General features: G+C 62.5%; 25 protein-coding genes. 7 read left to right on the top strand and 18 right to left on the bottom strand.

Annotation, left to right across the window (positions count from 1 at the left end; genetic code table 11):
- Window positions 1-72: 72 nt before the first annotated feature.
- From C9E81_RS05305 to thrS, 4 genes are all read right to left on the bottom strand, one after another.
- Window positions 73-699 (bottom strand): DsbA family oxidoreductase, encoded by a 627-nt coding sequence (locus C9E81_RS05305; protein ID WP_122111286.1) that lies wholly within the window; start codon window positions 697-699, stop codon window positions 73-75.
- Window positions 696-2,162 (bottom strand): class I adenylate-forming enzyme family protein, encoded by a 1,467-nt coding sequence (locus C9E81_RS05300; RefSeq protein ID WP_122111285.1) that lies wholly within the window; start codon window positions 2,160-2,162, stop codon window positions 696-698. The genes C9E81_RS05305 and C9E81_RS05300 overlap by 4 nt, the downstream gene beginning before the upstream one ends.
- A gap of 158 nt (window positions 2,163-2,320) precedes the next feature.
- On the bottom strand, window positions 2,321-2,527 hold the full coding sequence (locus C9E81_RS05295) for a cold-shock protein (RefSeq protein WP_122111284.1): 207 nt from the start codon (window positions 2,525-2,527) through the stop codon (window positions 2,321-2,323).
- A gap of 252 nt (window positions 2,528-2,779) precedes the next feature.
- Complete coding sequence (thrS, locus tag C9E81_RS05290) at window positions 2,780-4,726, bottom strand: threonine--tRNA ligase (protein WP_122111283.1); 1,947 nt, start codon at window positions 4,724-4,726, stop codon at window positions 2,780-2,782.
- Between the two features lie 118 nt (window positions 4,727-4,844).
- On the opposite strand from thrS, the gene C9E81_RS05285 reads away from it, so the two are divergent.
- Window positions 4,845-5,585, top strand: a complete 741-nt coding sequence (locus C9E81_RS05285; RefSeq protein WP_122111282.1) for an alpha/beta hydrolase — start codon at window positions 4,845-4,847, stop codon at window positions 5,583-5,585.
- Window positions 5,586-5,756: 171 nt separating this feature from the next.
- Here the strand turns inward: C9E81_RS05285 and C9E81_RS05280 are convergent, their stop codons facing one another.
- The 10 genes from C9E81_RS05280 to C9E81_RS05230 all read right to left on the bottom strand — a co-directional run bounded on the left by C9E81_RS05280 (window position 5,757) and on the right by C9E81_RS05230 (window position 16,311).
- The gene (locus C9E81_RS05280; RefSeq protein WP_208021114.1) at window positions 5,757-6,134 is read right to left on the bottom strand and encodes a MarR family winged helix-turn-helix transcriptional regulator; all 378 of its coding nucleotides are present in this window, start codon (window positions 6,132-6,134) and stop codon (window positions 5,757-5,759) included.
- A 404-nt stretch (window positions 6,135-6,538) separates the two neighbouring features.
- Window positions 6,539-7,264, bottom strand: coding sequence for a glycosyltransferase family protein (locus C9E81_RS23260; RefSeq protein WP_243698522.1), 726 nt, complete (start codon window positions 7,262-7,264; stop codon window positions 6,539-6,541).
- Window positions 7,265-7,364: 100 nt separating this feature from the next.
- Window positions 7,365-8,129, bottom strand: a complete 765-nt coding sequence (locus C9E81_RS05265) for a hypothetical protein (protein WP_147457560.1) — start codon at window positions 8,127-8,129, stop codon at window positions 7,365-7,367.
- A gap of 4 nt (window positions 8,130-8,133) precedes the next feature.
- Complete coding sequence (locus C9E81_RS05260; RefSeq protein ID WP_122111279.1) at window positions 8,134-9,216, bottom strand: GSCFA domain-containing protein; 1,083 nt, start codon at window positions 9,214-9,216, stop codon at window positions 8,134-8,136.
- Window positions 9,217-9,613: 397 nt separating this feature from the next.
- Entirely contained in the window at window positions 9,614-10,273 is a 660-nt protein-coding gene (locus C9E81_RS05255; protein ID WP_122111278.1) for a sulfotransferase family 2 domain-containing protein, read from the bottom strand.
- Window positions 10,274-10,725: 452 nt separating this feature from the next.
- Window positions 10,726-11,751, bottom strand: coding sequence for an oligopeptide/dipeptide ABC transporter ATP-binding protein (locus C9E81_RS05250; RefSeq protein ID WP_122111277.1), 1,026 nt, complete (start codon window positions 11,749-11,751; stop codon window positions 10,726-10,728).
- Window positions 11,748-12,764 (bottom strand): oligopeptide/dipeptide ABC transporter ATP-binding protein, encoded by a 1,017-nt coding sequence (locus C9E81_RS05245; RefSeq protein ID WP_122111276.1) that lies wholly within the window; start codon window positions 12,762-12,764, stop codon window positions 11,748-11,750. The genes C9E81_RS05250 and C9E81_RS05245 overlap by 4 nt, the downstream gene beginning before the upstream one ends.
- 1 nt (window position 12,765) lies before the next feature.
- A complete protein-coding gene (locus C9E81_RS05240) occupies window positions 12,766-13,692 on the bottom strand; it encodes an ABC transporter permease subunit (RefSeq protein ID WP_425010612.1) in 927 nt (308 codons plus the stop codon).
- Window positions 13,693-13,695: 3 nt separating this feature from the next.
- A complete protein-coding gene (oppB, locus tag C9E81_RS05235; RefSeq protein WP_122111275.1) occupies window positions 13,696-14,619 on the bottom strand; it encodes an oligopeptide ABC transporter permease OppB in 924 nt (307 codons plus the stop codon).
- Between the two features lie 87 nt (window positions 14,620-14,706).
- Complete coding sequence (locus C9E81_RS05230; protein ID WP_122111274.1) at window positions 14,707-16,311, bottom strand: peptide ABC transporter substrate-binding protein; 1,605 nt, start codon at window positions 16,309-16,311, stop codon at window positions 14,707-14,709.
- A 125-nt stretch (window positions 16,312-16,436) separates the two neighbouring features.
- Here C9E81_RS05230 and cobU point away from each other — a divergent pair, with 125 nt between their 5' ends.
- From cobU to C9E81_RS05215, 3 genes are read left to right on the top strand one after another with little or no spacing between them, the layout of a single operon-like run.
- Complete coding sequence (gene cobU, locus C9E81_RS05225) at window positions 16,437-16,967, top strand: bifunctional adenosylcobinamide kinase/adenosylcobinamide-phosphate guanylyltransferase (RefSeq protein WP_122111273.1); 531 nt, start codon at window positions 16,437-16,439, stop codon at window positions 16,965-16,967.
- On the top strand, window positions 16,954-17,907 hold the full coding sequence (gene cobT / locus C9E81_RS05220) for a nicotinate-nucleotide--dimethylbenzimidazole phosphoribosyltransferase (RefSeq protein ID WP_122111272.1): 954 nt from the start codon (window positions 16,954-16,956) through the stop codon (window positions 17,905-17,907). The genes cobU and cobT overlap by 14 nt, the downstream gene beginning before the upstream one ends.
- The gene (locus C9E81_RS05215; protein ID WP_243698521.1) at window positions 17,900-18,616 is read left to right on the top strand and encodes an adenosylcobinamide-GDP ribazoletransferase; all 717 of its coding nucleotides are present in this window, start codon (window positions 17,900-17,902) and stop codon (window positions 18,614-18,616) included. Before cobT ends, C9E81_RS05215 begins: the two co-directional genes overlap by 8 nt.
- 18 nt (window positions 18,617-18,634) lie before the next feature.
- Here C9E81_RS05215 and C9E81_RS05210 read toward each other — a convergent pair whose 3' ends face one another.
- Window positions 18,635-19,771: a low temperature requirement protein A gene (locus C9E81_RS05210; RefSeq protein ID WP_166461824.1), complete on the bottom strand. Its 1,137-nt coding sequence runs from the start codon at window positions 19,769-19,771 to the stop codon at window positions 18,635-18,637.
- A gap of 92 nt (window positions 19,772-19,863) precedes the next feature.
- On the bottom strand, window positions 19,864-20,703 hold the full coding sequence (locus tag C9E81_RS05205; protein WP_122111803.1) for an AAA family ATPase: 840 nt from the start codon (window positions 20,701-20,703) through the stop codon (window positions 19,864-19,866).
- 181 nt (window positions 20,704-20,884) lie between these two features.
- Between C9E81_RS05205 and dksA the strand changes: the two genes are divergently transcribed.
- The 3 genes from dksA to C9E81_RS05190 are packed head-to-tail and all read left to right on the top strand — an operon-like array spanning window position 20,885 to window position 23,060.
- Window positions 20,885-21,307 (top strand): RNA polymerase-binding protein DksA, encoded by a 423-nt coding sequence (gene dksA / locus C9E81_RS05200; protein ID WP_122111269.1) that lies wholly within the window; start codon window positions 20,885-20,887, stop codon window positions 21,305-21,307.
- Window positions 21,308-21,354: 47 nt separating this feature from the next.
- Window positions 21,355-21,933: a DJ-1/PfpI family protein gene (locus C9E81_RS05195; RefSeq protein WP_122111268.1), complete on the top strand. Its 579-nt coding sequence runs from the start codon at window positions 21,355-21,357 to the stop codon at window positions 21,931-21,933.
- Complete coding sequence (locus C9E81_RS05190; protein WP_122111267.1) at window positions 21,930-23,060, top strand: FAD-dependent oxidoreductase; 1,131 nt, start codon at window positions 21,930-21,932, stop codon at window positions 23,058-23,060. Before C9E81_RS05195 ends, C9E81_RS05190 begins: the two co-directional genes overlap by 4 nt.
- 81 nt (window positions 23,061-23,141) lie before the next feature.
- Here C9E81_RS05190 and glmM read toward each other — a convergent pair whose 3' ends face one another.
- Together glmM and folP are read right to left on the bottom strand one after the other, a co-directional pair.
- The gene (gene glmM / locus C9E81_RS05185) at window positions 23,142-24,485 is read right to left on the bottom strand and encodes a phosphoglucosamine mutase (protein ID WP_122111266.1); all 1,344 of its coding nucleotides are present in this window, start codon (window positions 24,483-24,485) and stop codon (window positions 23,142-23,144) included.
- Window positions 24,482-25,477, bottom strand: a complete 996-nt coding sequence (gene folP / locus C9E81_RS05180) for a dihydropteroate synthase (RefSeq protein WP_122111802.1) — start codon at window positions 25,475-25,477, stop codon at window positions 24,482-24,484. The genes glmM and folP overlap by 4 nt, the downstream gene beginning before the upstream one ends.
- Window positions 25,478-25,484: the final 7 nt, after the last annotated feature.

Raw genomic sequence — 25,484 nt, 5'->3', positions numbered from 1 at the left:
GCCTGAACGGAGCATCACTGCACAGTGTTTCGGCGGTTCAGCGAAATGCCATGGCCTGAACGGTTCCGGAAATCAGTGTCCGGAGCTGTCCGCTGCCGTCAATTCGTCTATCACGTTCTGCCATAGCTCGGCGGATTGAGCACCGCTGACGGCATGGGTGTCGGCAACGATAAAGGTCGGCACCGCGTTGATGCCGCGCTTGCGGGCATGCATTTCGCGCCCGATCACCTCGTCGCGGTCGGCATCGCTGTCCAGCAGCCGGGCGGTCATGGCCCTGTCCATTCCCGCGGTTTCGGCGATACCCGCCAGTTCGGCCCTGTCGCCGATATCGCGTCCCTCCTGCCAATAGGCGCGCAAGAGGCCCGACATGACGCGGCTTTGCGCCCCTTCCAGCCCCGCCCAATGCATCAGGCGATGGGCGTCGGTGGTGTCGGGCTGACGCTCGGGCAAGCGCAGTTCCAGCCCCATTTGCGCGGCGCGTCCGGCGACCGCCCTGGCGGCGTCGGCGGCTCCCGGCTTGGCCCTGAGATATTCCAGCCGGTCCATGCCCCCGGCGGGCATCTGCGGGTTCAGGCGAAACGGGTGCCAGATGATCTCGAAGGGGTGATTTGGGCGGCTTTCCAGCGCGCGGTCCAGTTCCAGCTTGCCAATCAGGCACCACGGGCAGACGGGATCCGAGAAGATGTCGAGGCGGGTCATGCCGGGGCCTTGCTGTGGGCCGCGCGAAGGGCGCGGCGGTTGATCTTGCCGGTGGCCGTGCGGGGCAGGGTATCCAGCCAGATATATTCGCGGGGCTGCTTATACCGGGCAAGATTGGATTCGGCGAATCCGCGCAGGTCCCGGGCCTTGGCCGGGCCGGTCCAGAAGGCGGCGATGATGCTGCTGCCGGGGCCGACAGAAAGTTCCGCGACCGCGACATCGCCTGCGCCGGGAAAGCCGGACAGCACCTCTTCGATCTCGGGCGGGGCGACGCGGAACCCCCCGGCATTCATGATGTCATCGGCCCGGCCCAACAGGGTGATGGCGCCGTCTTCATCCTGCTGCGCCTGATCTCCGGTCAGGAACCAGTCGCCGCGAAAGCGGGAGGCGGTTTCCCCGGGCTGTCCGAGATAGCCGAGGAACAGCCCCGGATCGTCACGGCGAACGGCCAGTGCCCCCGAAGTGCCGGGCGGTAACGGTTGGCCCTCATCCCCGAGGATCGCGACATGGCGTCCGGGCTGGGAATATCCGGCAGTGCCCGCGGGCGCGGGGCGCGACGGGCTGCCCGAGATGAAGGTGGAGATTTCCGACGCGCCCATCGCCTCGTGCAGATCGGTGCCGGTGCGGGCGGACCAGTCGGCGCGAAGGCCGGGATCGAGACGCTCGCCCGCCACGAGGCCGTGGCGCAGGTTGGCGACGGGCTGCCATTCAGCGCGCAGGATGCGGCGGAATATCCCCGGCGCACCTGCAAGGATGGTGGCACCGTGACGCGCGGCCAGAAGCGGGAGCTGTTCCAGCGCTGTGCCATCGGCGGGGATCAATGCGGTCGCGCCCATGGTCCAGGGATCCATCAGGCCGGTGCCGAGGGTGAAGGTCCAGTTGAACGCGCCGGCATGCATCACCCGGTCGCTTTCGCGCAGCCCATACCAGCCCTCGAACATCATCTGCCGGGCGAGGATGGCGCGATGGGCATGCATGACCGCGCGGGGATGGCCGGAACTGCCCGAGGTATAGATGATATAGGCCAGCCGGTCGGGATCGCCCTGCATATAATCCGCCGGAGGGAGATCGGCGAAAGCAACCAGATCGGCCTCGGTCAAAAGCCGGGCGGGATGGTCGGGCAGGGCGATCCCGTGGCCCGCGACGATCATGGCGGGTTCGGTTTCGGCGGCGATCTTGGTGATCTCTCGCCGGGTCAGCATGGCCGAGGTCGGGATTGGCACGACGCCCGCCGCGATGGCGCCCAGATAGGCGACGGGAAATGCCGCCGTGTTTCCCAACCGCATCAGCAACCGGTCGCCGGGCTGCAGCCCGGCCCGGATCAATCCGGTCGCGGTGCCGCGTATGGCGGCGGTCAGGCGGGCATAGGACCAGCGCTCCGCCCGCGACGGCCCGATCACGGACAGCGCCAGCTTGTCAGGATGGGAGGCGCCGGCGCGCAGCACATGCTCGGCCAGATTCATGATGGTTCTCCGACGATATTGCAGCGCCTGAATAAAGAAACTGCATCGAATGGGGAACCGCATTCGATCGCTTTGTCTGCAGAAGCGGCAGGGTATGCCGTTTCCAATTGAAAACGGCCCGCGTGAACGGGCCGCCTTGAATTCCTGTCAGGATAGGCTCAGAGCAGCTTCAGATCGCTTGCCGAGGCACGGCCATCCCGGCCAGACTGCAACTCATACGCGATTTTCTGATTGTCCTGCAGCCCGGTCAGCCCGGCGCGCTCGACCGCCGAGATATGCACGAACACGTCCTTGCCGCCATCATCGGGGGCAATGAAGCCATAGCCTTTGGTGGCGTTGAACCATTTTACCGTTCCGGTCGCCATAACCGTATCTCCTTCGCATTATCCCGAGGCGAGATTGCCCCGGGCCGTGCAGCCCTGCTTTCAGTCATGCCGGCTGCCCATGATCGGGAGGCGGTAGAAAGTCTGTCGCTCACGCGGATGTCAGCATGAACGAATCATTAAAAAAGACAAGCCGGAAAGCGACGCTTCCAGCGACACAAACGTGAAGTTTTATTGTCATCGGCGGAATATTGGTCACGATTCTGGCCGATGCCGACGGGTTATCCCCCTGATTCAGCGCAGATCAGGGGGTGCTGCCTCGGCAGACAGCTCTGCCACGGCCTCTTCCAAAGACAATGTGCGGCTGCCCTGGCTGTCCAGCCGGCGCAACGACACGGTCCCAGCTTCTACCTCTTTCATGCCGATGGCAAGGATGGCGGGCACCTTTCCGACGGAATGTTCGCGGACCTTGTAATTGATCTTTTCGTTACGCGTATCGGCTTCGGCCCGCAGACCGGCGGCGCGCAGGGCGTCCACGACCCGGCGCACGTAATCATCGGCATCCGAGACGATCGAGGCGACCACCACCTGGCGCGGTGCCAGCCAGAGCGGCAGCTTGCCGGAATAGTTCTCGATCAGGATGCCGATGAAACGCTCGAAACTGCCAAGGATGGCACGGTGCAGCATGACCGGGCGGTGCTTGCCGCCATCCTCGCCGATATATTCCGCATCCAGCCGCACGGGCAGGTTGAAATCGACCTGGAAGGTGCCGCATTGCCATTCGCGGCCGATGGCATCCGTCAGCTTGAAATCCAGCTTGGGGCCGTAGAAGGCGCCCTCGCCGGGGTCGACCTCGAAATCGTTCCGGACCTTGAGGATCGCCGCTTCAAGCGCCGTTTCCGCCTTGTCCCAGATCTCGTCCGAGCCGACGCGGGTTTCGGGGCGGGTGGACAGCTTGATGTCGAATTTCTCGAAGCCGAGATCGGCATAGACCGAGCCGAGCAGGTCCAGGAAACTGGCGCATTCGGCCTCGATCTGGTCCTCGGTGCAGAAGATATGCGCATCGTCCTGCACGAAACCCCGCACCCGCATCAGCCCATGCATCGAGCCAGAGCTTTCATAGCGGTGACAGGATCCGAACTCGGCCAGCCGCAGGGGCAGGTCGCGATAGGATTTCAGGCCCTGGTTATAGACCTGCACATGGCAGGGGCAGTTCATCGGTTTCAGCGCGTTGGTGCGCTTTTCCTTCGCGCCCTCCTCGTCTACCTCGACGATGAACATGTTCTCGCGGTAGGCTTCCCAATGGCCGGATTTTTCCCACAGGATACGGTCAACCACCTGCGGGGTCTTGATCTCCTTGTAACCGGCGCGGGTCAGGCGGCGGCGCATATAGGCTTCCAGTTCGCGATAGATCGTCCAGCCATTCGGGTGCCAGAAGACCATGCCGGGCGCTTCCTCCTGGAAATGGAACAGTTCCATCTCGCGGCCCAGCTTGCGGTGATCGCGCTTGGCGGCCTCTTCCAGCATGGTCAGATGCGCCTTGAGATCGGCCTTGTTGCGGAAGGCCACGCCATAGATACGCTGCAACATGGGGCGAGAGGCGTCGCCCAGCCAATAGGCGCCGGCCACATGGGTCAGGCGGAAGGCGTCGGCGGGCAGTTGCCCGGTATTCTGCAGATGCGGACCACGGCAGAGATCCTGCCATTCGCCATGCCAATACATCCGGACATCCTCGCCCTCGGGAATGCGGTCGATCAGTTCCAGCTTGAAGGGCTCGTTCTGCCCCTTGTAATGGGCGATGGCGCGTTCGCGGTCCCAGATCTCGGTGCGGACGGGGTCGCGGGCGGCGATGATCTCCTTCATCTTCGCCTCGATCCGGCCAAGATCCTCGGGCGTGAAAGGCTCTTTCCGGTCGAAGTCATAGAACCAGCCGTGGTCGCGCACCGGGCCAATGGTGACTTTGACATCGGGCCAGATCTCCTGCACCGCGCGGGCCATGACATGGGCGAAATCATGGCGGATCAGCTCCAGCGCCGGGGCCTCGTCTTTCATCGTGTTGATGGTGATCGCGCCGGATTCGGCGATCGGCCATGCCAGGTCGATATGGCGGCCATCCAGATTGGCCGAGATCGCCCGCTTGGCAAGGCTGGGCGCGATGCTTTCGGCGACCTCGGCGGCGGTGATGCCTGCGGGGTAGTCACGCGAATTGCCATCGGGGAAGGAAAGGGAGATCTGGGACATGTCGTCCTCCTCGTCGGTTTGGCGCCCACGGAACGCCCGGCTGCGGGTATGTCGAGGCTGTCCCATGGACCTCTGCGCGAAAACTGTCAAGATAGGGCAAGATGATGGGGAATGACCTATGACTGATTTTCTCGATACGCCGCAGGGCCGGCGGATTGCCTATAACCTGCTGAAGGGAAAGGGTCCGGGGATCGTTTTTCTCGGCGGGTTCAAATCCGACATGTCCGGCACCAAGGCCATGCATCTGGAGCATTGGGCGCGCGGGCAGGGGCGGGGATTCCTGCGTTTCGACTATTTCGGCCATGGTGACAGCAGCGGTGCCTTCGAGGATGGCTGCATCGGCGAATGGTTCGCGGATGCGGCTGCCGTGCTGACCAGCCTGACCGAAGGACCGCAGGTCCTGGTCGGCTCCAGCATGGGAGGCTGGATCGCATTGCTGCTGGCCCGCGCGATGCCACAGCGGGTCGCGGGGCTGGTGACGATCGCGGCTGCGCCGGATTTCAGCGAACAGGGATTCTGGGCGGGGTTCGACGACGCGCAGCGCGAGACGGTGATGCGGGACGGCCGTATCGAAATTCCGAGTGAATACAGTGATGAACCCTATGTCATCACCCGGAAGCTTATCGAGGATGGCCGCGATCATCTGGTCATGAACCAGCCGCTTTCGCTCCCTTTCGCGGCCCGGTTCCTGCAGGGAACGGCGGATGAGGATGTTCCGGTAAGTTGGGCGCTGGATCTGCTGGATCATGCACGTGGCGAGGATATCCACCTGACACTCGTGAAGGGTGCCGATCATCGCTTTTCCTCCCCGGATTGCCTGAACCTGATCGAAAACGCGGTGACCGGGGTCTTGCGCTAGGCTGTGACAACAATGGCAGTGAATGCTGCGAGCCGTCCACCTGTCGAACCAGCCGCATCCCCGATACCAGCCCCGGAAGGTATTTGGACAAAGAAGAAGAGAAGTCGTTGCGGCGGGCAATAGGGCTATGGGAACCCATGCCTCGTTATCCGGTGTCCGCCTATGCCCATGTCATGAATATCTTTGCAGCACCTGTTCCAGCATTGGCCTGATGCGCGAAAGTTCGTCCAGATGCGCAGCCGAAAGCTTGGCGAGATGCTGCTCGGCCAAGGGGGTCAGGCGCAGCAGGGCGCGCCGCTGATCCGATCCGTCCTGCAACCGTTCGACAAGCCCGTTTTCCGTCAGGCGGCCAGCCAGTTCCACTGCCGTATTGTGACGGATTTTAAGCCGCTCGGCCAGATCGCCGACGGAGATCGGATCACCCAGCCCATAACCCTTGATGGCCAGTATCGCCTGATGATGCCGCGGTGTCAGGCCAGCCGCCTTCGCCCTGTCTTCGCTGAATCGAGGAAACAGCGGATCAGGTAACGGAACTCGGCGGGGGGGCATAGTCCTTCTGGCTCAGCCCGGGCTGTGACATGTGCGGATTCCACGTGGTTTGCAGGCAAGCTCTGACACCGCCGCCCGGGTTGGTCGAGAGCGGCGCTTGATATTTTTATATCGTAACACGATGCGACAGCGCGACAGAGGCAGTCCCACCCACAACTCCATGAACCCAAGGATTCGATAATGGCCGTCACCCGCCGCGATCAACCACGCCCCGGCGATTTCACCGCCGTCCGCGCATGCTGGTCATCGTCGCGACGGCGGGCGTCCTTGCCTGAATCCTGTTGCTGAACCTGATCCGGCTTTGCACGAATATCGCCTATTTCGGGCGGCTGTCCCTTGCAGAGCCGAATCTGGCAGAGGCTGAACTGGGCCTGTGGTTGTCCTGATCCCCGTTGTCGGTGCCCTCATCGTCGGGTTGATGGCGCGTTTCGGTAGCGAGAAGATCCGCGCGCACGGCATCCCCGAGGCGATCGAGGCGATTCTGCTGGGCCGGTCGCGGCTGGATGCCAAGTCGCGGTTCTCAAGCCGCTGTCTTCGGCCGTCGCCATCGGCACCGGTGGCCCGTTCGGCGTGGAGGGGCCGATCATCATGACCGGCGGCGCCATCGGCTCGCTGATCGCACAGGCGCTACCGGTCAGCGACAGCGAGCGCAAGACGCTGCTGGTCGCGGGTGCCGCCGCCGGGATGGCCCTGGTGTTCGGCACGCCCATCGCGGCCATCATGCTGGCCGTGGAACTGCTGTTGTTCGAATGGACGCCGCGTAAGGCGTGGACATTTTGCTCTATCACACGCTGCTGATGGGCATTGGCGATGACTTGACGCAGCCCCTCGGGAGTAGAGGGATCGCGCAGGATCCGGTTCGTTACCACCGAAAAATACTGGCCATGAAGGTCACACGCACCGACGACGGAATTGGCATAGACACCATCGCGCGTGCTGTCGCCCATGTCGCGGTGGTGATAATGCGAAAGGTAGCGGTCCAGAAAGCCGATATTGACGCGCATCAGGAAGTCCAGGTTGAAGCGCCAGTCACCCAATACCGGCAAACCTTCGTCATAGCCGCCGATGTCGTCGAACACCCATTTGCGATACAGAAAGCTGATCGGCGCGAAGAAATTGCCGGCCGCCATCTGCGCCAGTGATACTTCGGACACCCAGGGCATATAGGGTTCGCTGCGATGGATGATCACCTGATCGCTGTCTTGCGGTCAGCAGGAAAACCCTGATTTTTCAGTGCAGTCCGTGGGAAAGTGATGATCCCAGGTCATGTTCACGCTCAGCTCCTGCTGCCGCATAGGAGAGAATCCTGTCTAGCGCGAGTTGACCATAGAGCGCGTTGGCGTGGTGGGTGTCGCGGGGGTCCTCATGATCGTATTCCAGCCGGGTGGTTCCCCGATCGCTGATGGTCTCGGCGGGCTGATCTATGACCCCGACTCCAGCTGCCGCCAGCCCGGCCCGGACCCGCTCGCGATAGAGCGCGTCGATATATTGGCAGACTTCCAGCCGGGTGCGTGGCAGATAGCTGGCCGTCTCGAAGAACCGCGGCGCCTCAAGCACCACCGCGTCCAGGCCGATCGCGATCAGCGCGGTCATGAAGCCGATCGCATAACGACTGTCCTGATCGATCAGTCTCTCCACCAACTGATCCGACAACGGGGTTTCCGCTTCGCTCCGGCGCAGCTGCCAGGGCACATGGGTGTGCCAGGATACGTCGCGCAGGATGCGTGACGTGTTGAGCGGCAGCGACACCACGAGCAATTGCCGTTGGCTGCTGGACTTCTGCATGCCGGCGGTGAACTCGGTGTTCTGCCAGCCCGGCGCGATGGTGCGCACAATCCCGGCCTCCGCGTCATGTTCATAAAACTTCCGCGGCACGGCGCTGCCCTTGCCAAGGGGGAGGAAGGAAACATCAGGAAAGCGGCCGGGATCCATGTCCATGCCGCGTTTCAATGCTCCCAGATGGGAGTCTCCGATAATCAATATGGGTCGCGTCATGGTTTCATTTCGCCTGACCGAAGGCTGCCAGGAGTTCTTCCTCGCAGGCCAGGTCGTCTGAGGTTTCGACCTGCCGGGTCTCTTTCCCGACTGGGGCCGGGGAGGAAGGATGTCCCCGCTCGGTTTGTGCCATTTGGGAGAGTCCGGCGAAGAAGATCTTCATCACGTGGTCCACACCATTCGGGTTCACGCTACGCATGTTGGGCTCGAAGAAACTTCCGCGATAGGGTGGAGCGTTGATGATCTCGTAGGAAGGAAAATAGCTGACATTGGAGAGCGTCTTCGACAGGTCGCCTGCTACGGCGCGCAGAATGGACTTGGATTCCATCGTTGCAACAAGGACATGATTGCCCGAGTTTGTCGCGGTCAGCGGCACTGGCGAGACGGTAAGCAGAAAGCGCGGCCCGCCCTTGCGCGCGGCGCGTATCATGCGGATCGCCTGCATGAGATTGCGGCGGACGAAATTATAATCCTGATTGCGAAAAACATGTTTCTCCGTGTCGAACGTGCCGGCGGCGGTGCCGGGGCACATCGGATATTCCCAGCCACCGTCGGCGTCCCACCAGCTTTCGGTCAGGCCGAGGGTAAAGACGAACAGCCCACTGTCCATGATTGCGGTGCGGAAGGCTTCAACGCAGCGCATTCGCGAGGCAAACATTTCCTCGGGCGTGGCGAAACCACCGGGCTCGATCACCGGGCGGAACGGGTCATAGACGCGGCCTGCCTCGTCGGTCCAGAAGATCTCGGGCGGCGTGGTTTCGCCCACCGCCCATTCCGTCCACTGGCGCAGCAACGAGGTGGTGTAGATGTTCGCGGTGCGGGCACTGAAGATGCCGTAATTGAAGTCCCTGGCGCTCTCTGCGCTCAGTCCTTTAGGTGCCGGCTCGGCGTCCAGCCAGGTGAAGTTGCGGGCCACCAGCGCGCGGCTGAAATGCTGTGCGAAGCACGACCCGAAGGTAACGATCTTGGTTTTCCTGGTGATCGGGAAAGGCGCTTGCCAGAGTTCGGATATGTCGAACAGACTGCGTTTGGCCACTGCGGGGGACCAGAAGGCGCGGGCCTCGAGAGACGAATAGGGGTTGGTCATGGAAATCTCCTGGGTGCTCCTCGTGTGTTTCAGGCTACGCCCCTTCTGTCCACCTTATTCCGCACCTTGTAACTGCGGTTACCCGCGGGGCGATCTTATTATCGCTTATAGCTTTTTCCGTAGAACTTCGTAAGGCGCATTTGCGTTACCAACGTTGCTCAAGGAGGGGCATGTTTCCGTTTTGTAGATCAAGCGGGACCCGAGGCTTTCGTCACTGCAAGATTCAGAAATATATCCATCGTACGGTATAGTTTGTCCCTGTTTGCGCTCATCTTCTTGAACGCCACTGGAAAGACTGCCTCGGTCGCGGAAGATCATGCCCTTTCCAATAAGAGAACACAAAAGAGACTCCCGCCTTGCCTCAGGATCGGCAGTCTCTGAGTTTCTTGACGGCTTGTCAGAGATGACTGTAACCAAAGTTATCGAAATCAACCTTATATAGGTTAAATAGCGTCTCCTTCATTGGTTGACTCAAATCATCGATCGAAGCGATATTTTTCTTGGATTTGTTTACGTGCTTCATAGTTTTTTTGTTCTTCAGGAGTTTGGTGATCTCGGCGTGATTGTCCGAGATCTCCTCGAGTTTATAATATCTATCTATGAGAAGTTTTTCTTTTTTACCTGTTGTATCAAAAATATAATCCGTTTGTGGTCTTACGAAGTGATACCAACCAGGATAGGTGTGTGGATAATTTTTGTAATTGCTGGATAGAGCGAATTGTTTCGGCAACCACTCCATAACGAATCTCGTTAGGTCCAGTTTGTGATTCAGGTAGTTGAAAAGGGAAATTGCCCGATCGAAGGGATTCCGAATATAAGAAAACTTAAAATAGTCCTGGAAAAGATCTTCTGAAATATAGTGAAATTTGACGTATTCACTTGCCAAAAGATGTGCAAGTTTTGGTGGGCCAAGTTTCGGATTCTTGTTGCCTCTCAATAATAGGGGGGCTCGTGCTTTCCAGTCCAGGCCCAGATCATCAAGAAAGAGGGTTTCAATACTCTGGCCGCCGCACTTTGGAATGTGAACGAATATAGCTTTGTGGTAGTGAGATATCATGGTGGTCGTATGCTTCTTTTCTAGGTGAATTCATTGTAACCATGACCAATAATACTCTACTCGTGTTTCAGGGTGCTTTTGACGACCGCCACGGTAACCAGTTTCGCTGTAGTGTTCAAGAGCGGCTCTGCTGCATAAAATCCATGAGGGAATCGTCTCTGAATCCAGCGCGGTAGCAATCGTGCATGATTAGGCCGACATCGCTGGTCGGCGTTACCGCAAAACTCGCTTTCGTTCAGGATTCACGTTGCAATCCATGGATTTGGAAATGCGGCAGCGGTCGGGTGCGGGTTTGCTCGTGCGGCGCTGTTAACTGCGGTCTTCGTGGCGTGGATTTCGGAAGAAAGATAATTTTACAATAATAACAATACATTAATTTATGAGTCTGCTTGGCTCGGCGGATTTCGGCGCAATACCTCACGCAGCCGCATGATTGCTATCAACCCAGCTTGCTACGCAGCCTCGGTTCTTCGCGCGAAGGCGATTTCCGCTTCGGTCAGCGGGCCGGGGAAATGGCAGGCGGTCTGGTGACCTGCGCCTGACAAGACCGGGACCTCCGCCGCGCATCTTTCGGTGGCGCGCGGGCAGCGGGTGCGGAAGACGCAGCCCGAAGGCGGGGCGAGCGGCGAGGGCAGGTCGCCGGCCAACGGCACTACCGAGGCGGCCATGTCATGCGCGGGATCGGGCACCGGCACCGCCGATAGCAGCGCCTGCGTATAGGGATGCTGTGGCGCCGCATAGAGATCGTCCGAAGAGGCGATCTCCATCACCCGGCCCAGGTAAAGCACCATCACCCGATCGCTGATATGCTTCACCACCGACAGGTCATGGGCGATGAAGATCAGCGCGAGACCCAGTTCCCGCTGCAGCCGGATCAGCAGATTGATCACCTGCGCCTGGATCGAGACATCCAGCGCGCTGACCGGCTCGTCGCAGATGATCAGCTTCGGCTCGACGATCAGGGCGCGGGCGATGCCGATGCGCTGGCACTGGCCGCCGCTGAATTCATGCGGATAGCGGTTGATCTGGTTGGGCAGCAGCCCGACCTTTTCCATCATCGCCTTGACCCGTTCCTTCACCTCGGCGCGTTTCAGGCCCGGATGGTGGGTGGTCAGCGGCTCGGCGATGATCTGGCCCACCGTCATGCGTGGATTGAGCGAGGCCAGCGGGTCCTGGAACACCATCTGGATGTCGTTGCGGTATTTCATCATCTGCCGGGGCGAAAGCCCGATCAGGTCCTTGCCGTCGATCCATTCGGCCTGTCCCTCGGCCGGGACGAGACCGATCAGGGCGCGGGCCAGCGTCGATTTCCCGCAGCCGGATTCGCCCACCACGCCAAGGGTCTCGCCCGGTGCGAGGCTGAAATCCACGCCGCCCACCGCATGCAGCTCGCGGGGCTGGGTCCAGGGCAGGTCGCCCTCGCGCCGGATATGGAAGGTCACGCGCAGGTCGCGCACGTCGAGCAGGGGTCTGGTCATGGCTGTCCACCTTGCATCGTGGTCTGGGCTTGGGGCAGGCGTCGCTGCAGCACGTCATCCAGCGGCGCGAAACAGGCGCGGGCGCGGGCCGGAGCGAACGCGTCCAGCATGGGGCGCTGGCAGGCGCAATCCTCGCGCCGATAGGGGCAGCGGGGTTCAAAGGCGCAGCCCGCGGGCGGGCGCGTCATGTTGGGGGGAGAGCCGGGAATGGCCGACAACTCGTCGCCCTCCTGATCGATCCGCGGGATCGCGCCCAGCAGGCCCTGCGTATAGGGATGGGCGGGGGCCTCGAAAAGCGGCCCGACCGGCCCCGTTTCGCGGATGCGGCCGCCATACATGACGGCGACCCGTTCGCAAGAGCCCGCGACCACGCCCAGGTCATGGGTGATCAGGATCATCGCCATGCCGAATTCGCGCCGCAGCTCGGCCAGCAGCGTCATGATCTGCGCCTGCACCGTGACGTCCAGCGCCGTGGTGGGCTCGTCCGCGATCAGCAGGCTCGGGCGGCAGAGCAGCGCCATGGCGATCATCACCCGCTGCCGCATCCCGCCCGAGAATTCATGCGGATAAAGGCGGACCCGCCCCTTCGCATCGGGGATTTTCACCGCGTCCAGCATTCGCACGGACTCGGTCACGGCTTTGCTGCGGGACATGCCCTTGTGCAGGGTCAGCACCTCGGCCATCTGGTCCGAGACCCGCATATAGGGATTGAGCGAGGTCATCGGGTCCTGGAAGATCATCGCGATCTTCTCGGCCCGGATGCGGTTGAGGATTTTCGGCGGCGCGTTCAGGATCTCCTGCCCGTCGAAACGGACCGAGCCGGTCGCCTGCCCGTTGCGGGCCAGAAGCCCCATGATGGCGAAGGAAAGCTGCGATTTGCCGCTGCCGGATTCGCCAACCACGCCAAGCGTTTCGCCCTGGTCCACCGACAGGCTCACGTTATTGACCGCCTGCACCACGCCGTCATTGGTGCGGAAGCTGACGCTGAGATCGTTGATATCGAGCAGTGCCATGTCAGCGATCCTTCGGGTCGAGGGCGTCGCGCAGGCCATCGCCCACGAAGAAGAAGCCGAAAAGGGTGATGACGAAGAAGAACAGCGGAAAGGCCAGCTGCCAGAGCGTGCCGTAATTCATCGTGCCGGCGCCTTCCGAGATCAGCGCGCCCCATGAGGTCAGCGGTTCCTGCACGCCAAGACCGAGGAAACTGATGAAGCTTTCGGTCAGGATCATCAGCGGCACCAGCAGCGTGGCATAGACGGCGACCACGCCCAGCAGGTTGGGGACGATATGGCGGATGATGATCTTCCAGGTCGAGACGCCGGTGGCGCGGGCGGCCTCGATGAATTCGCGGTTCTTCAGCGACAAAGTCTGGCCGCGCACGATCCGCGACATTTCCAGCCAGGAGATCAGGCCGATGCCCAGAAACAGCATGGCGATCGAGCGGCCGAACATGACCAGAAGTAGGATCAGCACGAACATGTAGGGCACCGACATCAGGATATCGACGGCGCGCATCATGAACTGGTCGGTGCGGCCGCCGACATAGCCCGCCGTCGCGCCGTAAAGCGTGCCGACGATCACCGCGATGCCGGCCCCGACGATGCCGACCATCAGCGATATCTGCGTGCCCTGCACGGTGCGCGAGAACAGGTCGCGGCCCAGGTCGTCGGTGCCGAAGTAATGGCCGTTTTCCAGCGAGGGCGCGCCCATCGTCGCGACCTGTCCCATGACCGAGAAATCCAGTTCCTCGTTCGACCAGACCGCCAGCATATCGCCGAACAGCGCAAACAGTGCCACGAGGATCAGGATCACCAGCCCCGCCATCGCCGCCTTGTTGCGCAGGAAGCGCTTGCGGGCATCGGCCCATGGGCTGCGGCCCTTGACCTCTTCCTCGACCATGCGGGTAGCGAGGCGCTGCATCTTTTCTTGCTCGATCACCATGACTCAGTACCGGATTTTCGGATCGATCCACGCATAGAGGATATCGACCACGAGGTTGAACAGGATGGTCAGCGCGCCGATCAGGATCGTCACGCCCATCATGACCGCGTAATCGCGGTTCAGCGCGCTTTCGACGAAGGCCTTGCCGATGCCGCCGGTGGAGAAATAGATGTCGATCACCACCGAACCGGTGATCATCGATACGAAGACCGGACCAAGATAGCTGATCACCGGTAGCATCGCCGGTTTCAGCGCGTGGCGCAGGATGACGCGATGTTCGGGCATCCCCTTGGCGCGGGCGGTGCGGATATGGTTGCTGCCCAGCACTTCCAGCATGGACGAGCGGGTGATGCGCGCGATCGAGGCCATGTAGCTCGTCGCCAATGCGATCACTGGCATGATCCAGAAGCTGGGATCGGAAAAACTCCAGCCGCCGCCGGGCAATATCCGCCATGTGAGCGTAAAGAACAGCACGAGGATCGGCGCCATGACGAAATTCGGCAGAACCTGTGCGCCGATCGAGATGCCCACGGCCAGATAATCCAGCCAGCTATTGTGCCGGATCGCGGCGACCACGCCCAGGCCCACGCCGACCAGCACGGCGGCCAGGAAGGCCAGCGAGCCATAGGTCAGCGTCACCGGGAATCCATCGGCGAGCAATTCGTTCACGGTGCGGTCGGGATAGACGAAACTGGGGCCGAAATCGAAATGGATGACGATGCTGTAGACATAGTTGACGATCTGGCGCCAGAGCGGTTCGTCCAGCCCGTATTTGGCGTTCAGATTGGCCAGCACCCGCGCCGGAAGCTCCCGTTCCTGCGAGAACGGGCCGCCGGGGGCCAGGTGCATCAGCACGAAAGAAATGACGATCAGCAGCAGCAGCGTCGGTACCGCCACCGCCAGTCGTCGCATGATATACGCGAACATGGCGCAGCCTCCCTGCGTATTTAGGTCAGGTCATATGACCAAATCCGGGAAGGAATGAAACCCTCCCGGACAATTTTCAGGCAGGGCTTATTCCGCCACGCGATACATGTCCTTGGCGTACCAGCTCATCATCACGTTCTCGAGCGGCGCGCCGCGCAAGCTCGGCTCGATATATTGAGGCTGCGAGTAGTGATAGACGGGGGCAAGGGCCATGTCGCCGATCAGGATCTGCTCGGCCTGCTTGTAAAGCTCGGCAGGATTTTCCGAGGTCGCGGAATCGGCAAGCAGCTTGTCGAATTCCGCGTTGGACCATTTGCCCTGATTGTATCCTTCGGTGCGGAAGTAATCGAGGAAGGTGGTGGCCTCGTTGTAATCGCCGCACCATGCATAGCGGGCGACCTCGAAATCCTGGTTGTTCAGGCGGTCGATATGAACCTTCCATTCGTAATTGTTCAGCGTCACGTTCACGCCGATGGCCTTCCAGAACTGCTGCACCGCGATGGCCAGCTTCTTGTGGTCCTCCGAGGTGTTATACTGGATCGTCAGCTGCAGCGGATTGTCCGGGCCGTAACCTGCCTCGGCCAGCAGGGCCTTGGCCTTTTCCAGCCGTTCCTGCTGTGTCCAGCCGGCCATTTCGATCTCGGGGGATTCAAAGCCCTCGATGGCCCAATGGGTCCAGAAATAGGCCGGTTCCTGGCCGCCCTGCAGGATCTTGTCCACGATGATGTCGCGGTCGATCGCATAGGACAGCGCCTGACGCACCCGCAGATCCTTCAGCGCTTCCGGTCCCTTGTCCGACAGGTTGAAGATATAGGCATAGGAACAGGCCCAGGGCGGGGCCACGACCGCGTCGCCATGTTCTTCCTTCAGGCGCGGGAACTGCCCGGCGGGAAGCTGGTTCATCCAGTCGATCTCGCCCGCGAGCGTCCGGGTCAGGCCGATATTCTGGTCGTTGACGGTGACGAATTTGACCTCGTCGATGATGGTATTTTCGGCATCCCAGTATTCGTCGTTCTTGACCAGCACCGCCTCGACGCCGAGATCGTGGCTTTTCAGCACATAGGCGCCGTTGCCGACCATCTTGCCGGCCTGAGTCCAGCTGTCGCCATGCTCCTCGATCACTTTCTGCGGGGTGGGGAAGGTCGTGGAATGCGACAATGTCTTGAGGAAATACGGAGTCGGCTTGGTCAGCGTGACTTCCAGCGTCCTGTCATCGACGGCCTTCACGCCCAGCTCTTCGGGGGCCTTCTCTCCCTTGACGATCTCGGTGGCATTGACGATGTTCATCAGCTCCATGAACCATGCGTATTCCGAGGCTGTCTCGGGATTCACGGCGCGCTGCCAGGCGTAGACGAAATCGCCCGCGGTGACCGGGTCGCCGTTGGACCATTTCGCGTCGCGCAGATGGAAGGTATAGGTCAGGCCATCCTCGCTGACCTCGTGGCTTTCGGCGACGCCGGGGATCATGGCGCCGGTCTCGTCCTCGTTCATCAGCCCTTCGAAAAGCTGACGGATCATGTCCGAATCGGTCCGCGACGATGTCAGTTGCGGATCGGCGGATTTGATCGCGTCGAGGATCCAGAAGCTCAGCGACTGGTCTTCGGCCAGCTTTTCACCTTCGGCGGGCTGGGCGGCATGGGCGGGCAGAGCCATGGCGGCCACGAGCGCGGTGGTTGTGAACAGCTTTGTCATAGCGTTCCTCCTTGTTGGATGTCGGTGCCTCCGCACCGGAATAAGAGGAAACTAGACCAACGGCGATTGGCGTAAAGTTGAATTGTCGCTTTTCTGTTAACCACACTTGTGGAAAAGAGGCCGCAATGACTGAAAACAGGTATATCACGCTGGTTACCGGCGGGGCGCGGTCGGGCAAATCGGCCTTGGCCGAACGGCTGGTCGCGCGCCATGGCCTGCCCAGGATTTATATCGCCACGGCAGAGTCCCGTGATAGCGAGATGTCAGAAAGAATCGCGCAACATCAATCACGTCGCGGGGAAAGCTGGATAACGGTGGAAGAGCCGGTGGCGCTGGATCGGGCCTTGCGGGAAACCGATGGCCGGGGGGTGAGGCTGGTTGATTGCCTCACACTATGGCTGGCCAACTGCATGGATTCCGCCGATGTCGAGGGGCTCGTCCTGACCTTGCGTCAGCAAAGGATGCCTGTAGTGCTGGTAACCAATGAACTGGGGCAGGGAATCGTGCCGGGGAACGAAATGGCGCGCCGTTTCCGGGACCGTCACGGCTGGATGAATCAGGCGGTGGCCGGGATCGCGGACGAGGTCTGGATGTCGGTCAGCGGCCAGCCCCTGCGGCTGAAACCGGCGAGGGAGGAGATCGATGCGCTCTTTTGACGAGCAGGCCGCGAATGCCGCGCGTGATCGTCAGAACAACCTGACAAAGCCGCCCGGTTCCCTCGGGCGGCTGGAGGAGCTTGCGGTGTTCATGGCCGGGTGGCAAGGGCGCGAACGGCCCCGGCTGGAGCGTGCGCAGGCGGTGGTTTTCGCGGGCAATCACGGCATTGTCGCGCAGGGCGTGAACCCGTTTCCCACCGAAGTGACCGAGTTGATGGTGCGCAATTTCCGTGCCGGCGGTGCGGCGATCAACCAGCTTTGCCGGGTGGCGGGGGCCGGCCTGTCCGTCCTGCCGCTGGATCTGGACCGGCCGACCCGTGATTTCACGCAAGGCCCGGCGATGGAGCCTGCCGAGGTCGAGGATGCCATGACTCAGGGCGCAGGCGCGGTCGATGCGCATGCCGATATCCTGCTGCTGGGCGAGATGGGGATCGGCAATTCCACCGTTGCGGCGGCATTGGCGGCCTCGACCTTCGGCGGAGGCGCAGAGGACTGGGTCGGGCCGGGCACCGGCGCGGAGGGCGACATTCTGTCCCGGAAACTGCGGGCCGTGGAAGCGGGGCTTGCCCGGCATCGGCCAGCCACGGCGTGCGAGACCCTCGCGGCCTTCGGCGGGCGCGAGCAGGCCGCGATCTGCGGTGCGGTGCTGCGCGCGCGGGAGTTGGGACTGCCGGTGATCCTGGACGGGTTCATCTGCACGGCGGCGGCCTCGGTTCTCATCCGCGACGACCCGCAGGCGCTGAGCCACTGCCTGATCGGCCATGAAAGCGCCGAGCCGGGGCATCGCCGCCTTGTTGCCGCCCTTGGCAAGAGGCCGGTATTGTCCCTGGATATGCGCCTTGGAGAGGGCTCTGGCGCGGCGGTCGCGCTCATGTTGCTGCGTGCGGCGATCGAATGCCATAATGGCATGGCAACCTTCGCGGAGGCGGGAATTGGTTAGGTGGTATCAGTTCGTTCTGGCAATGGTTTTTCTGACGCGCATGCCGCTGGAACGGTTGTTGCCGGCGCGCGTGCTGCCGCTGGCGGCAAGCAGCTGGGCTTTTCCGCTGGTCGGAGCCGTGGTCGGGGCCGTGGCCTCGCTGCCGTTCCTGTTGCCCGGACCGGCCCTGCTGCACGCGGCCCTGTCGCTTGCGCTTGCGGTCTGGTTCACCGGTGCGCTGCATGAAGATGCCCTGGCCGATTTCATCGATGCGGCGGGCGGGCGCGACAGGGAGGAGCGGCTGCGGATCATGCGCGATCCGGCGATCGGAAGTTTCGGGGTGGTCGCCCTGATCCTGACCAGCCTGATACGCGTGGCGGCGATCAGCGTGCTGGGACCGTGGCACCTTGTTGCCGCCGCGGCCTGTGGCCGCACATCGACCGTGCTGACCCTGGGGGCGATGCTGCCCGCCCGCCCGGACGGGCTTGGCCGCGCGGCGGGCACGCCCGGCGCGCGCAATGTCGTAATGGCCTCGCTGATCGCGATCCTTTGCCTGTTGCCGGTCGCCGGGGATGGCGTGTTTCTTGCCCTGTTGGCGGGGCTGGCGGCCACCGGTTTCACGATCTGGCAGGCTCGGGTCTGGCTGGGTGGACATACCGGTGATGTGCTGGGCACTGCCTCGGTGCTGACCGAGACCGCGATGCTTGCCGTTTTCGCCTTGTCAGTCTGATCCTCCGTCCGGCGTGATCTATTCCACGCGCATCGGCACCCGCCACAGAACCGCGATGACCGACAGCAATGCAAAGACCGTGGTCGGTGCGCCGAACCATGCCGCAAGCAGGACCAGCACCGCCATGGCCGGCAATGCGAAAGCGCGCCGGCCAAGCCGGAAATGCCGGTCGCGGATCACGGCCAGGGTCAGCCAGAACACCGCCAGCGGCACGCCGAGCCATTTGGCGATGCTTTCCTGGGTCGAGCCATGCGATGCATGTGCGGCCAGATCGACCTCGGCGGCGACACCCGCACCCATGACGGCCAGCGCCCCGAAGACGAGGACATGTCCGTATCCCCAGCTCAGTGCCGTTCCCAGAGCCGTGTCGGGCAGGTGATTCTCCTCGGCGAAATAGATCCAGAAGGCGGCAAAGACGATCACCAGCGCGGCAATGGCGGTGATCGCGGGGGCAGCCAGCGCGTCCTCTCCGAAGAGCGCGGCGAACCCCAGTGAGATGGCCAATACGATCTCTCCCAGGGAAATGATCGTCAGCAGACCATAGCGCTCGATCATGTGGTGGCGATGAAAGGGCGTGTTGCGCGCCTTCTCGGCGATGGCCGGAACCAGCAGCTCGACGATGAAGACGAGAATGCCGACGGTAAAGAACGCCGCCGTATTGCCGCGGGTCATGAAATACATGGCGATCCAGCAAAGCTGCGCGAAGGCGATGCCGATGGCATAGCGCAACGCGGTGGTGCGGTATGCGTCATTGCGCGAGGCCTGCAGCCACAGGGCGATCATGCCAAGCCGCATGACGATCCAGCCGAGCAGTCCCCAACGGAAATCCAGTGTTTCGACGATATGCTCGACCCCGCCGGCGAATAGCAGCTGGCCGCCCATGATCACCATGACCAGAACCCGGTAGACCGGGCCGTCATTGTCGAAGGCGCTGGCGAACCAGGTGAAATTCATCCACGACCACCAGATCGCCATGAACAGGAAGGCAAAGCGCGGGAATATCTCGGCGCCGTGATTGCTGCTGATGGCGTGGTGCAACTCTGCGGTGACCGAGGCGATGGCAATGACGCTGACAAGATCGAACAGAAGTTCAAGCTGGGTCGCGGCCCGGTGCGGCTGCCCGGGATCACGGGCCTTGAGAATGGGTAAATGCATCACGGATCCTATGCTTGGGTCATGTGCCATTTCTAGCCGTGAAAAAGCGGCGGGTTCAACGGCATGTGAGCATGGGGCCGTTGTCGCGACGACTATCTTTGCCGCCGTGCCATGAATGCCAGCTTTTCGAACAGCGCAACATCCTGTTCGTTCTTGAGCAGCGCCCCGTGCAATCTGGGCAGCATCTCCGTGGCATCGCGCCTGAGATCCTCGGGAGACAAATCCTCGGCGAGGATCAGCTTGAGCCAGTCCAGAAGTTCGCTGGTCGAAGGCTTCTTCTTCAGCCCCGGCGTTTCGCGCAGTTCGAAGAACTGGTTCAGCGTCTCCTCCAGCAAGCGCGGCTTCAGCCCCGGATAATGAACATCGACGATTGCACGCAGCGTTTCCGCGTCGGGAAAGCGGATGTAATGAAAGAAGCAGCGCCGCAGGAATGCGTCGGGCAGTTCCTTTTCGTTGTTCGAGGTGATGATCACGACCGGCCGGTGGCTGGCGCGGATCGTCTCGCCGGTCTCGTAGACATGGAATTCCATCCGGTCGAGTTCCTGCAGCAGGTCGTTCGGGAACTCGATATCGGCCTTGTCGATCTCGTCGATCAGCAGGACGGTTTTCCGCCCGGCTTCGAAAGCCTGCCACAATTTGCCCTTGCGAATGTAATTGCCGACGTCATGGACCCGCTCATCCCCAAGCTGGCTGTCGCGCAGACGGCTGACCGCGTCGTATTCATACAGGCCCTGCTGGGCCTTGGTCGTCGATTTCACATGCCATTCGATGATGGGAAGGCCCATGCCCTCAGCCACCTGCCGGGCCAGCTCGGTCTTGCCGGTGCCGGGTTCGCCCTTGACCAGCAACGGGCGTTCCAGCGTGACGGCGGCATTGACGGCGATCGCCAGCTCGGGCGGTGCGACATAGCGCTCGGTCCCGGTGAACTGCATCAGCTTCTCCTTTTCAGCGAAAACCATGTCCGGCTTCCCGTTATTGGTGTGTGGACCCGTGTTTCGATTTGTTCATTCGGTCAAATACCGGATATTGAGCTAGTGACAAGCTCCGCACCATCCGGTAATGGGGCGCCCAAGGTGCCGGATTCCTGTTCCGCCCGGCGCCGCCGGAGGACCTATGAAAGCCCAGACCTTCCTTCCCCAGGATTATCACCCCGCAGAAGACGAACCATTCATGAATGACCGGCAACTCGAATATTTCCGCCGGAAATTGGAGGCTTGGAAGCAGGAATTGCTGGATCAGTCGGCCGAAACGCTTGAAGGGTTGCAATACAGTGCCCGCAGCGTGCCGGATCTGGCGGATCGCGCCAGCGAGGAAACCGATCGTGCGCTGGAGCTGCGCACCCGTGACCGCCAGCGCAAGCTGGTCAGCAAGATCGACGCCGCGCTGCGCCGGATCGAAACGGGCGAATACGGTTATTGCGAGATGACGGGCGAGCCGATCAGCCTCAAGCGGCTGGATGCGCGTCCGATTGCCACCATGACGCTCGAGGCGCAGGAACGCCATGAGCGGCGCGAACGTGTGCATCGCGACGACTGACCGGGGCGCGCGAGGCTGCCCCCTGTCATTCAACAAGGAGGGTGCAGATGGACAAGACCGTATTGAAACCCGCTCTGATCGTGCTGATCGATGGGTTCGCCGATTGGGAAACCCCGCTGATCTCCGGTATCGGCGGGGATTTTTATGGCCTGCAGACCCGCCACGCGACACCCGGTGGCGGGGAGGTGATCTCGATGGGCGGGCTGCGCGTGACCGACCTGCCGGATATCCGGTTGCAGGGCGACGAGGTGATCGTGCTTTGCGGCAGCGATGGCTGGACCGGCGAGGACGCACCGGATCTGGACGGGATGCTGCGTGACGCGCATAGCCGGGGCCAGACCGTCGCGGCAATCTGTGGGGCGACACTGGCATTGGCGCGGACGGGGCTGCTGGATGGACGGCGCCATACCTCGAACGGGCTGGATTTCCTGCGCCACTGGCTGCCCGATTACGCGGCGGCGGATGATTATCAGGATGTCGCGCATGCCGTCGCCGATGACGGGATCATCACCGCCTCCGGCACCGCCCCGGTTACATTCGCGGCCGAGGTACTGCGTGCCGCCGGCCTGGACGATGATGCGCTCAACCAGTTCCGCCGAATCACCGCGGCCGAACATTCGGCATGAGCACCGCGCTGAAGGGGCGTTCCGCCACCATCGTCGGTGCGGGTGTCGCCGGCCTGACCGCCGCCATCGCCCTGGCTCAAAGAGGTGCGCGGGTCACCGTTCTGGAGCGCGCGACCGCCATTCGCGAGGCCGGGGCAGGGCTGCAACTGTCGCCCAATGCGATACGGGTGATTGACGCCCTGGGGCTGAGCGTGGAACTGCGCCGGATCTCCCTGCGCAGCCGGGCCGTGCGGCTGCGGGAGACGGGCGGGGCACCGGTCGCCACGCTCGACCTGCTTCGCCATCGGCCCGATGATGATTTCTGCCTGATCCACCGGGCGCGCTTGATCGAGCTGCTTGCCGAAGCGGCCAGGGCCGCCGGGGCGGAGATTCGGCTGAACCGGATGGTCGAGAAGCCGCCCGGGGATACGCTGGTCATCGGCGCGGATGGGTTGCGCAGCATGATCCGCATAGCGCTGAACGGCCGGGAAGTGCCCTTTTTCACGCATCAGACGGCATGGCGCGCGGTGATCCCGGATCATACCGAGGCCACGCCCGAAGCACAGGTCTTCATGGGGCCTGGCCGTCATCTCGTCAGCTATCCGCTGGCCGGGGGATTGCGCAACCTCGTGGCCGTGCAGGAACGCCATGAATGGCAAGAGGAAGGCTGGTCACAGCCGGATGATCCCGCCAATCTCCGCGCGGCCTTTGCCGCTTTCGGCGGGCCGGTTCCGGAATGGCTCGATGCGGTCACGGAAACCCATATCTGGGGGCTGTTCCGCCATGAACTCGCCGGATGCTGGCAGGATGGCCGCATGGTCCTGATCGGGGATGCCGCCCATCCCACCTTGCCCTTCATGGCCCAGGGCGCGGCGATGGCGATCGAGGATGCATGGATCCTCGCTGCCTGCCTCGCCAGCCAGCCCGACCAGTCATCCGCACTGGCCCGCTTCGAGGCCCTCCGCCGACCAAGAGCCGCACGCATCGTGGCCGCGGCCAATGCGAATGCCCGCAATTATCACCTGACGGGCCCGCTCCGTTTTGCGGCACATACGGCGCTGCGCCTTGCCAGCCGCTTCGCGCCGGGACGATTGCTTGGCCGGTTCGACTGGCTCTATGATTACGACCCGGTCGCGGTGACGCCGTAGCGCTCTTCTTCTTTGTCCAAATACCTCGGGGTCCGGGGTGGAACCCCGGCCATCGCGGGACGCAAAAGCGCGAACCCCGGATCACGCCGCTTTTTCGACCGCGGCAACGATCCCGTCCACGACCTCGTGCAACAACGTTTCGTCCTGCGCCTCGGCCATGACCCGGATCAGCGGTTCGGTCCCGGATTTGCGGATCAGCACGCGTCCTGTGCCGCCCAAGCGGGCTTCGGCGGCGGTGATGACCGATTGCACCTCGGCGAGTGCCAGCGGGTCGCTGCCCGCCGTATAGCGCACATTCTTCAACAGTTGCGGCACCGGTTCGAATTGCGACACCAGCCGGCTGGCCGGATCGCCGCTATCGGCCATTGCCGCCAGGAATTGCAACCCCGCGATCAGCCCGTCCCCGGTGGTCGCGTAATCGGTCATCACGATATGGCCCGATTGCTCGCCCCCGAGGTTATAGCCCGCCTCGCGCATCCGTTCGACGACATAGCGGTCGCCGACCCGGGTTCGTTCAAGCCGAAGCCCATGCCTTTCAAGAAAATGCTCCAGCCCCAGGTTGGACATCACTGTGGCGACCAGCGCATCGCCCCGCAGCTTTCCCTGCGCTGCCCAACGGGATGCCAGCAGCGCCATGATCTGATCGCCGTCGGCCAGCTTGCCATTTTCGTCGATGATCTGGACCCGGTCGGCATCGCCATCCAGCGTGATGCCCAGATGTGCGCCATGCCGGATCACCGCCTCGGCGCAGGCTTCGGGGTGGGTGCTGCCGACGCCGTCATTGATGTTGAAACCGTTCGGCTCGACGCCAAGCGGGATCACGTCGGCGCCCAGTTCCCACAGGACTTCGGGGGCGGCGCGATAGGCCGCGCCATGGGCACAGTCGATCACCACCCTGAACCCGTTCAGCCGCTGGCCTCCCGGGAAAGTCGTCTTGGCGTATTCCACATACCGCCCGCGACCGTCATCGATGCGCTTGGCGCGGCCGATATTGCCCGGCTGTGCGGGGGCGATCTCGCCTGCGACGATTTTTTCGATCTCGGCCTCGGCCTCGTCGGACAGCTTGAAGCCATCCGGCCCAAAGAACTTGATGCCGTTATCCTCTGCCGGATTGTGGCTGGCCGATATCATGATCCCCAGATCGGCCCGCATCGAGCGGGTCAGATAGCCCACCGCCGGCGTCGGCACGGGCCCCAGCAGCAGCACGTTCATGCCGGTCGAGGTCAGCCCGGCAGTCAGGGCGTTCTCCAGCATGTAGCCCGAGAGCCGGGTGTCCTTGCCGATCACGACGCGATGCCTGTTGCGCTGGTCGCGGCGAAAGAAGCGCCCCGCCGCCGCGCCAAGCCGCAGCGCCATCTCGGCGGTCATGGGGTGGCTGTTGGCGCGTCCGCGCACGCCATCGGTTCCGAAAAGTTTATCGCTCATGTTCCTGCCTCATCCTTTTGCGCCACCGCTTGCCACAGTCGAATGCCCTGCGCAATTTCGGCGACGTCATGGACACGGTGCAGCTGAACCCCCTGCATCAGCGCGGCCAGGGTCAGGGCCAGCGTTCCGGGCATGCGGTCCGCCGGGCGTTCCGCGCCGCCGATCGTGCCGATGAACCGCTTGCGCGACAGGCCCAGAAGGATCGGGCAGCCCAGCCCGTGATACAGGGAAATCCGTCTCAGCAGGGCCAGGTTGTGGTCCTGCGTCTTGCCAAAGCCGATTCCCGGATCGATGAAGATCCGCGAGCGCGGAATGCCCGCCGCCTCGGCCCGTGCCACCCGCGCCTCGAGCGCGTCGTAAACGTCCAGCAACACGTCGTCATAACGCGGATCGTCCTGCATGGTTTCGGGCTTGCCCTGCGCATGCATCAGGCAGACGGGCACCGAGGCATCGGCGACGGTTTGCGGCAGTTCCGGGTCGAAATCGAATCCCGAGACGTCATTGACCATGACCGCTCCGGCCTTCAGGGCGGCCCTTGCCACCGCGGCCTTGCGGGTATCGACTGACAGCGGGATACGCCCGGCCAGCGCCCGGATGGCGGGATCGATGCGGGCGATTTCCTCGGCTTCCGGGATTTCCCTAGCGCCGGGGCGGGTCGATTCTCCGCCGATATCCAGGATATCCGCCCCCGCCTCGATCAGCGCTTCTCCCTGTCCAACCGGGTCATAGCTGCCGCCATCCGAGAAACTGTCGGGCGTCGCGTTGATGATGCCCATCAGGCGTGGGCGGTCGAATGCAAGTCCCATCAGCGGCGGGCGCGGCCCGGTCAGGCGTCGCAGGATATCCGGGGGGATCCGGTCGCAAATCTGCGGGGGATGTCCGCGCCTGAGCAACTCGGCCTGAGAGAAGCCGGTCCAACCGCCAGCCAATTGCCAGCGGCCGCCAGAGGGCAGGGGGATGGGGCGATAATAATTACGGAGGGTATCGGTCATCGCGGGC

The sequence above is a fragment of the Paracoccus alkanivorans genome, assembly GCF_003697785.1.
Classification (GTDB): Bacteria; Pseudomonadota; Alphaproteobacteria; order Rhodobacterales; family Rhodobacteraceae; genus Paracoccus; species Paracoccus alkanivorans.
This window is presented reverse-complemented; position numbering and strand designations above follow the sequence as displayed.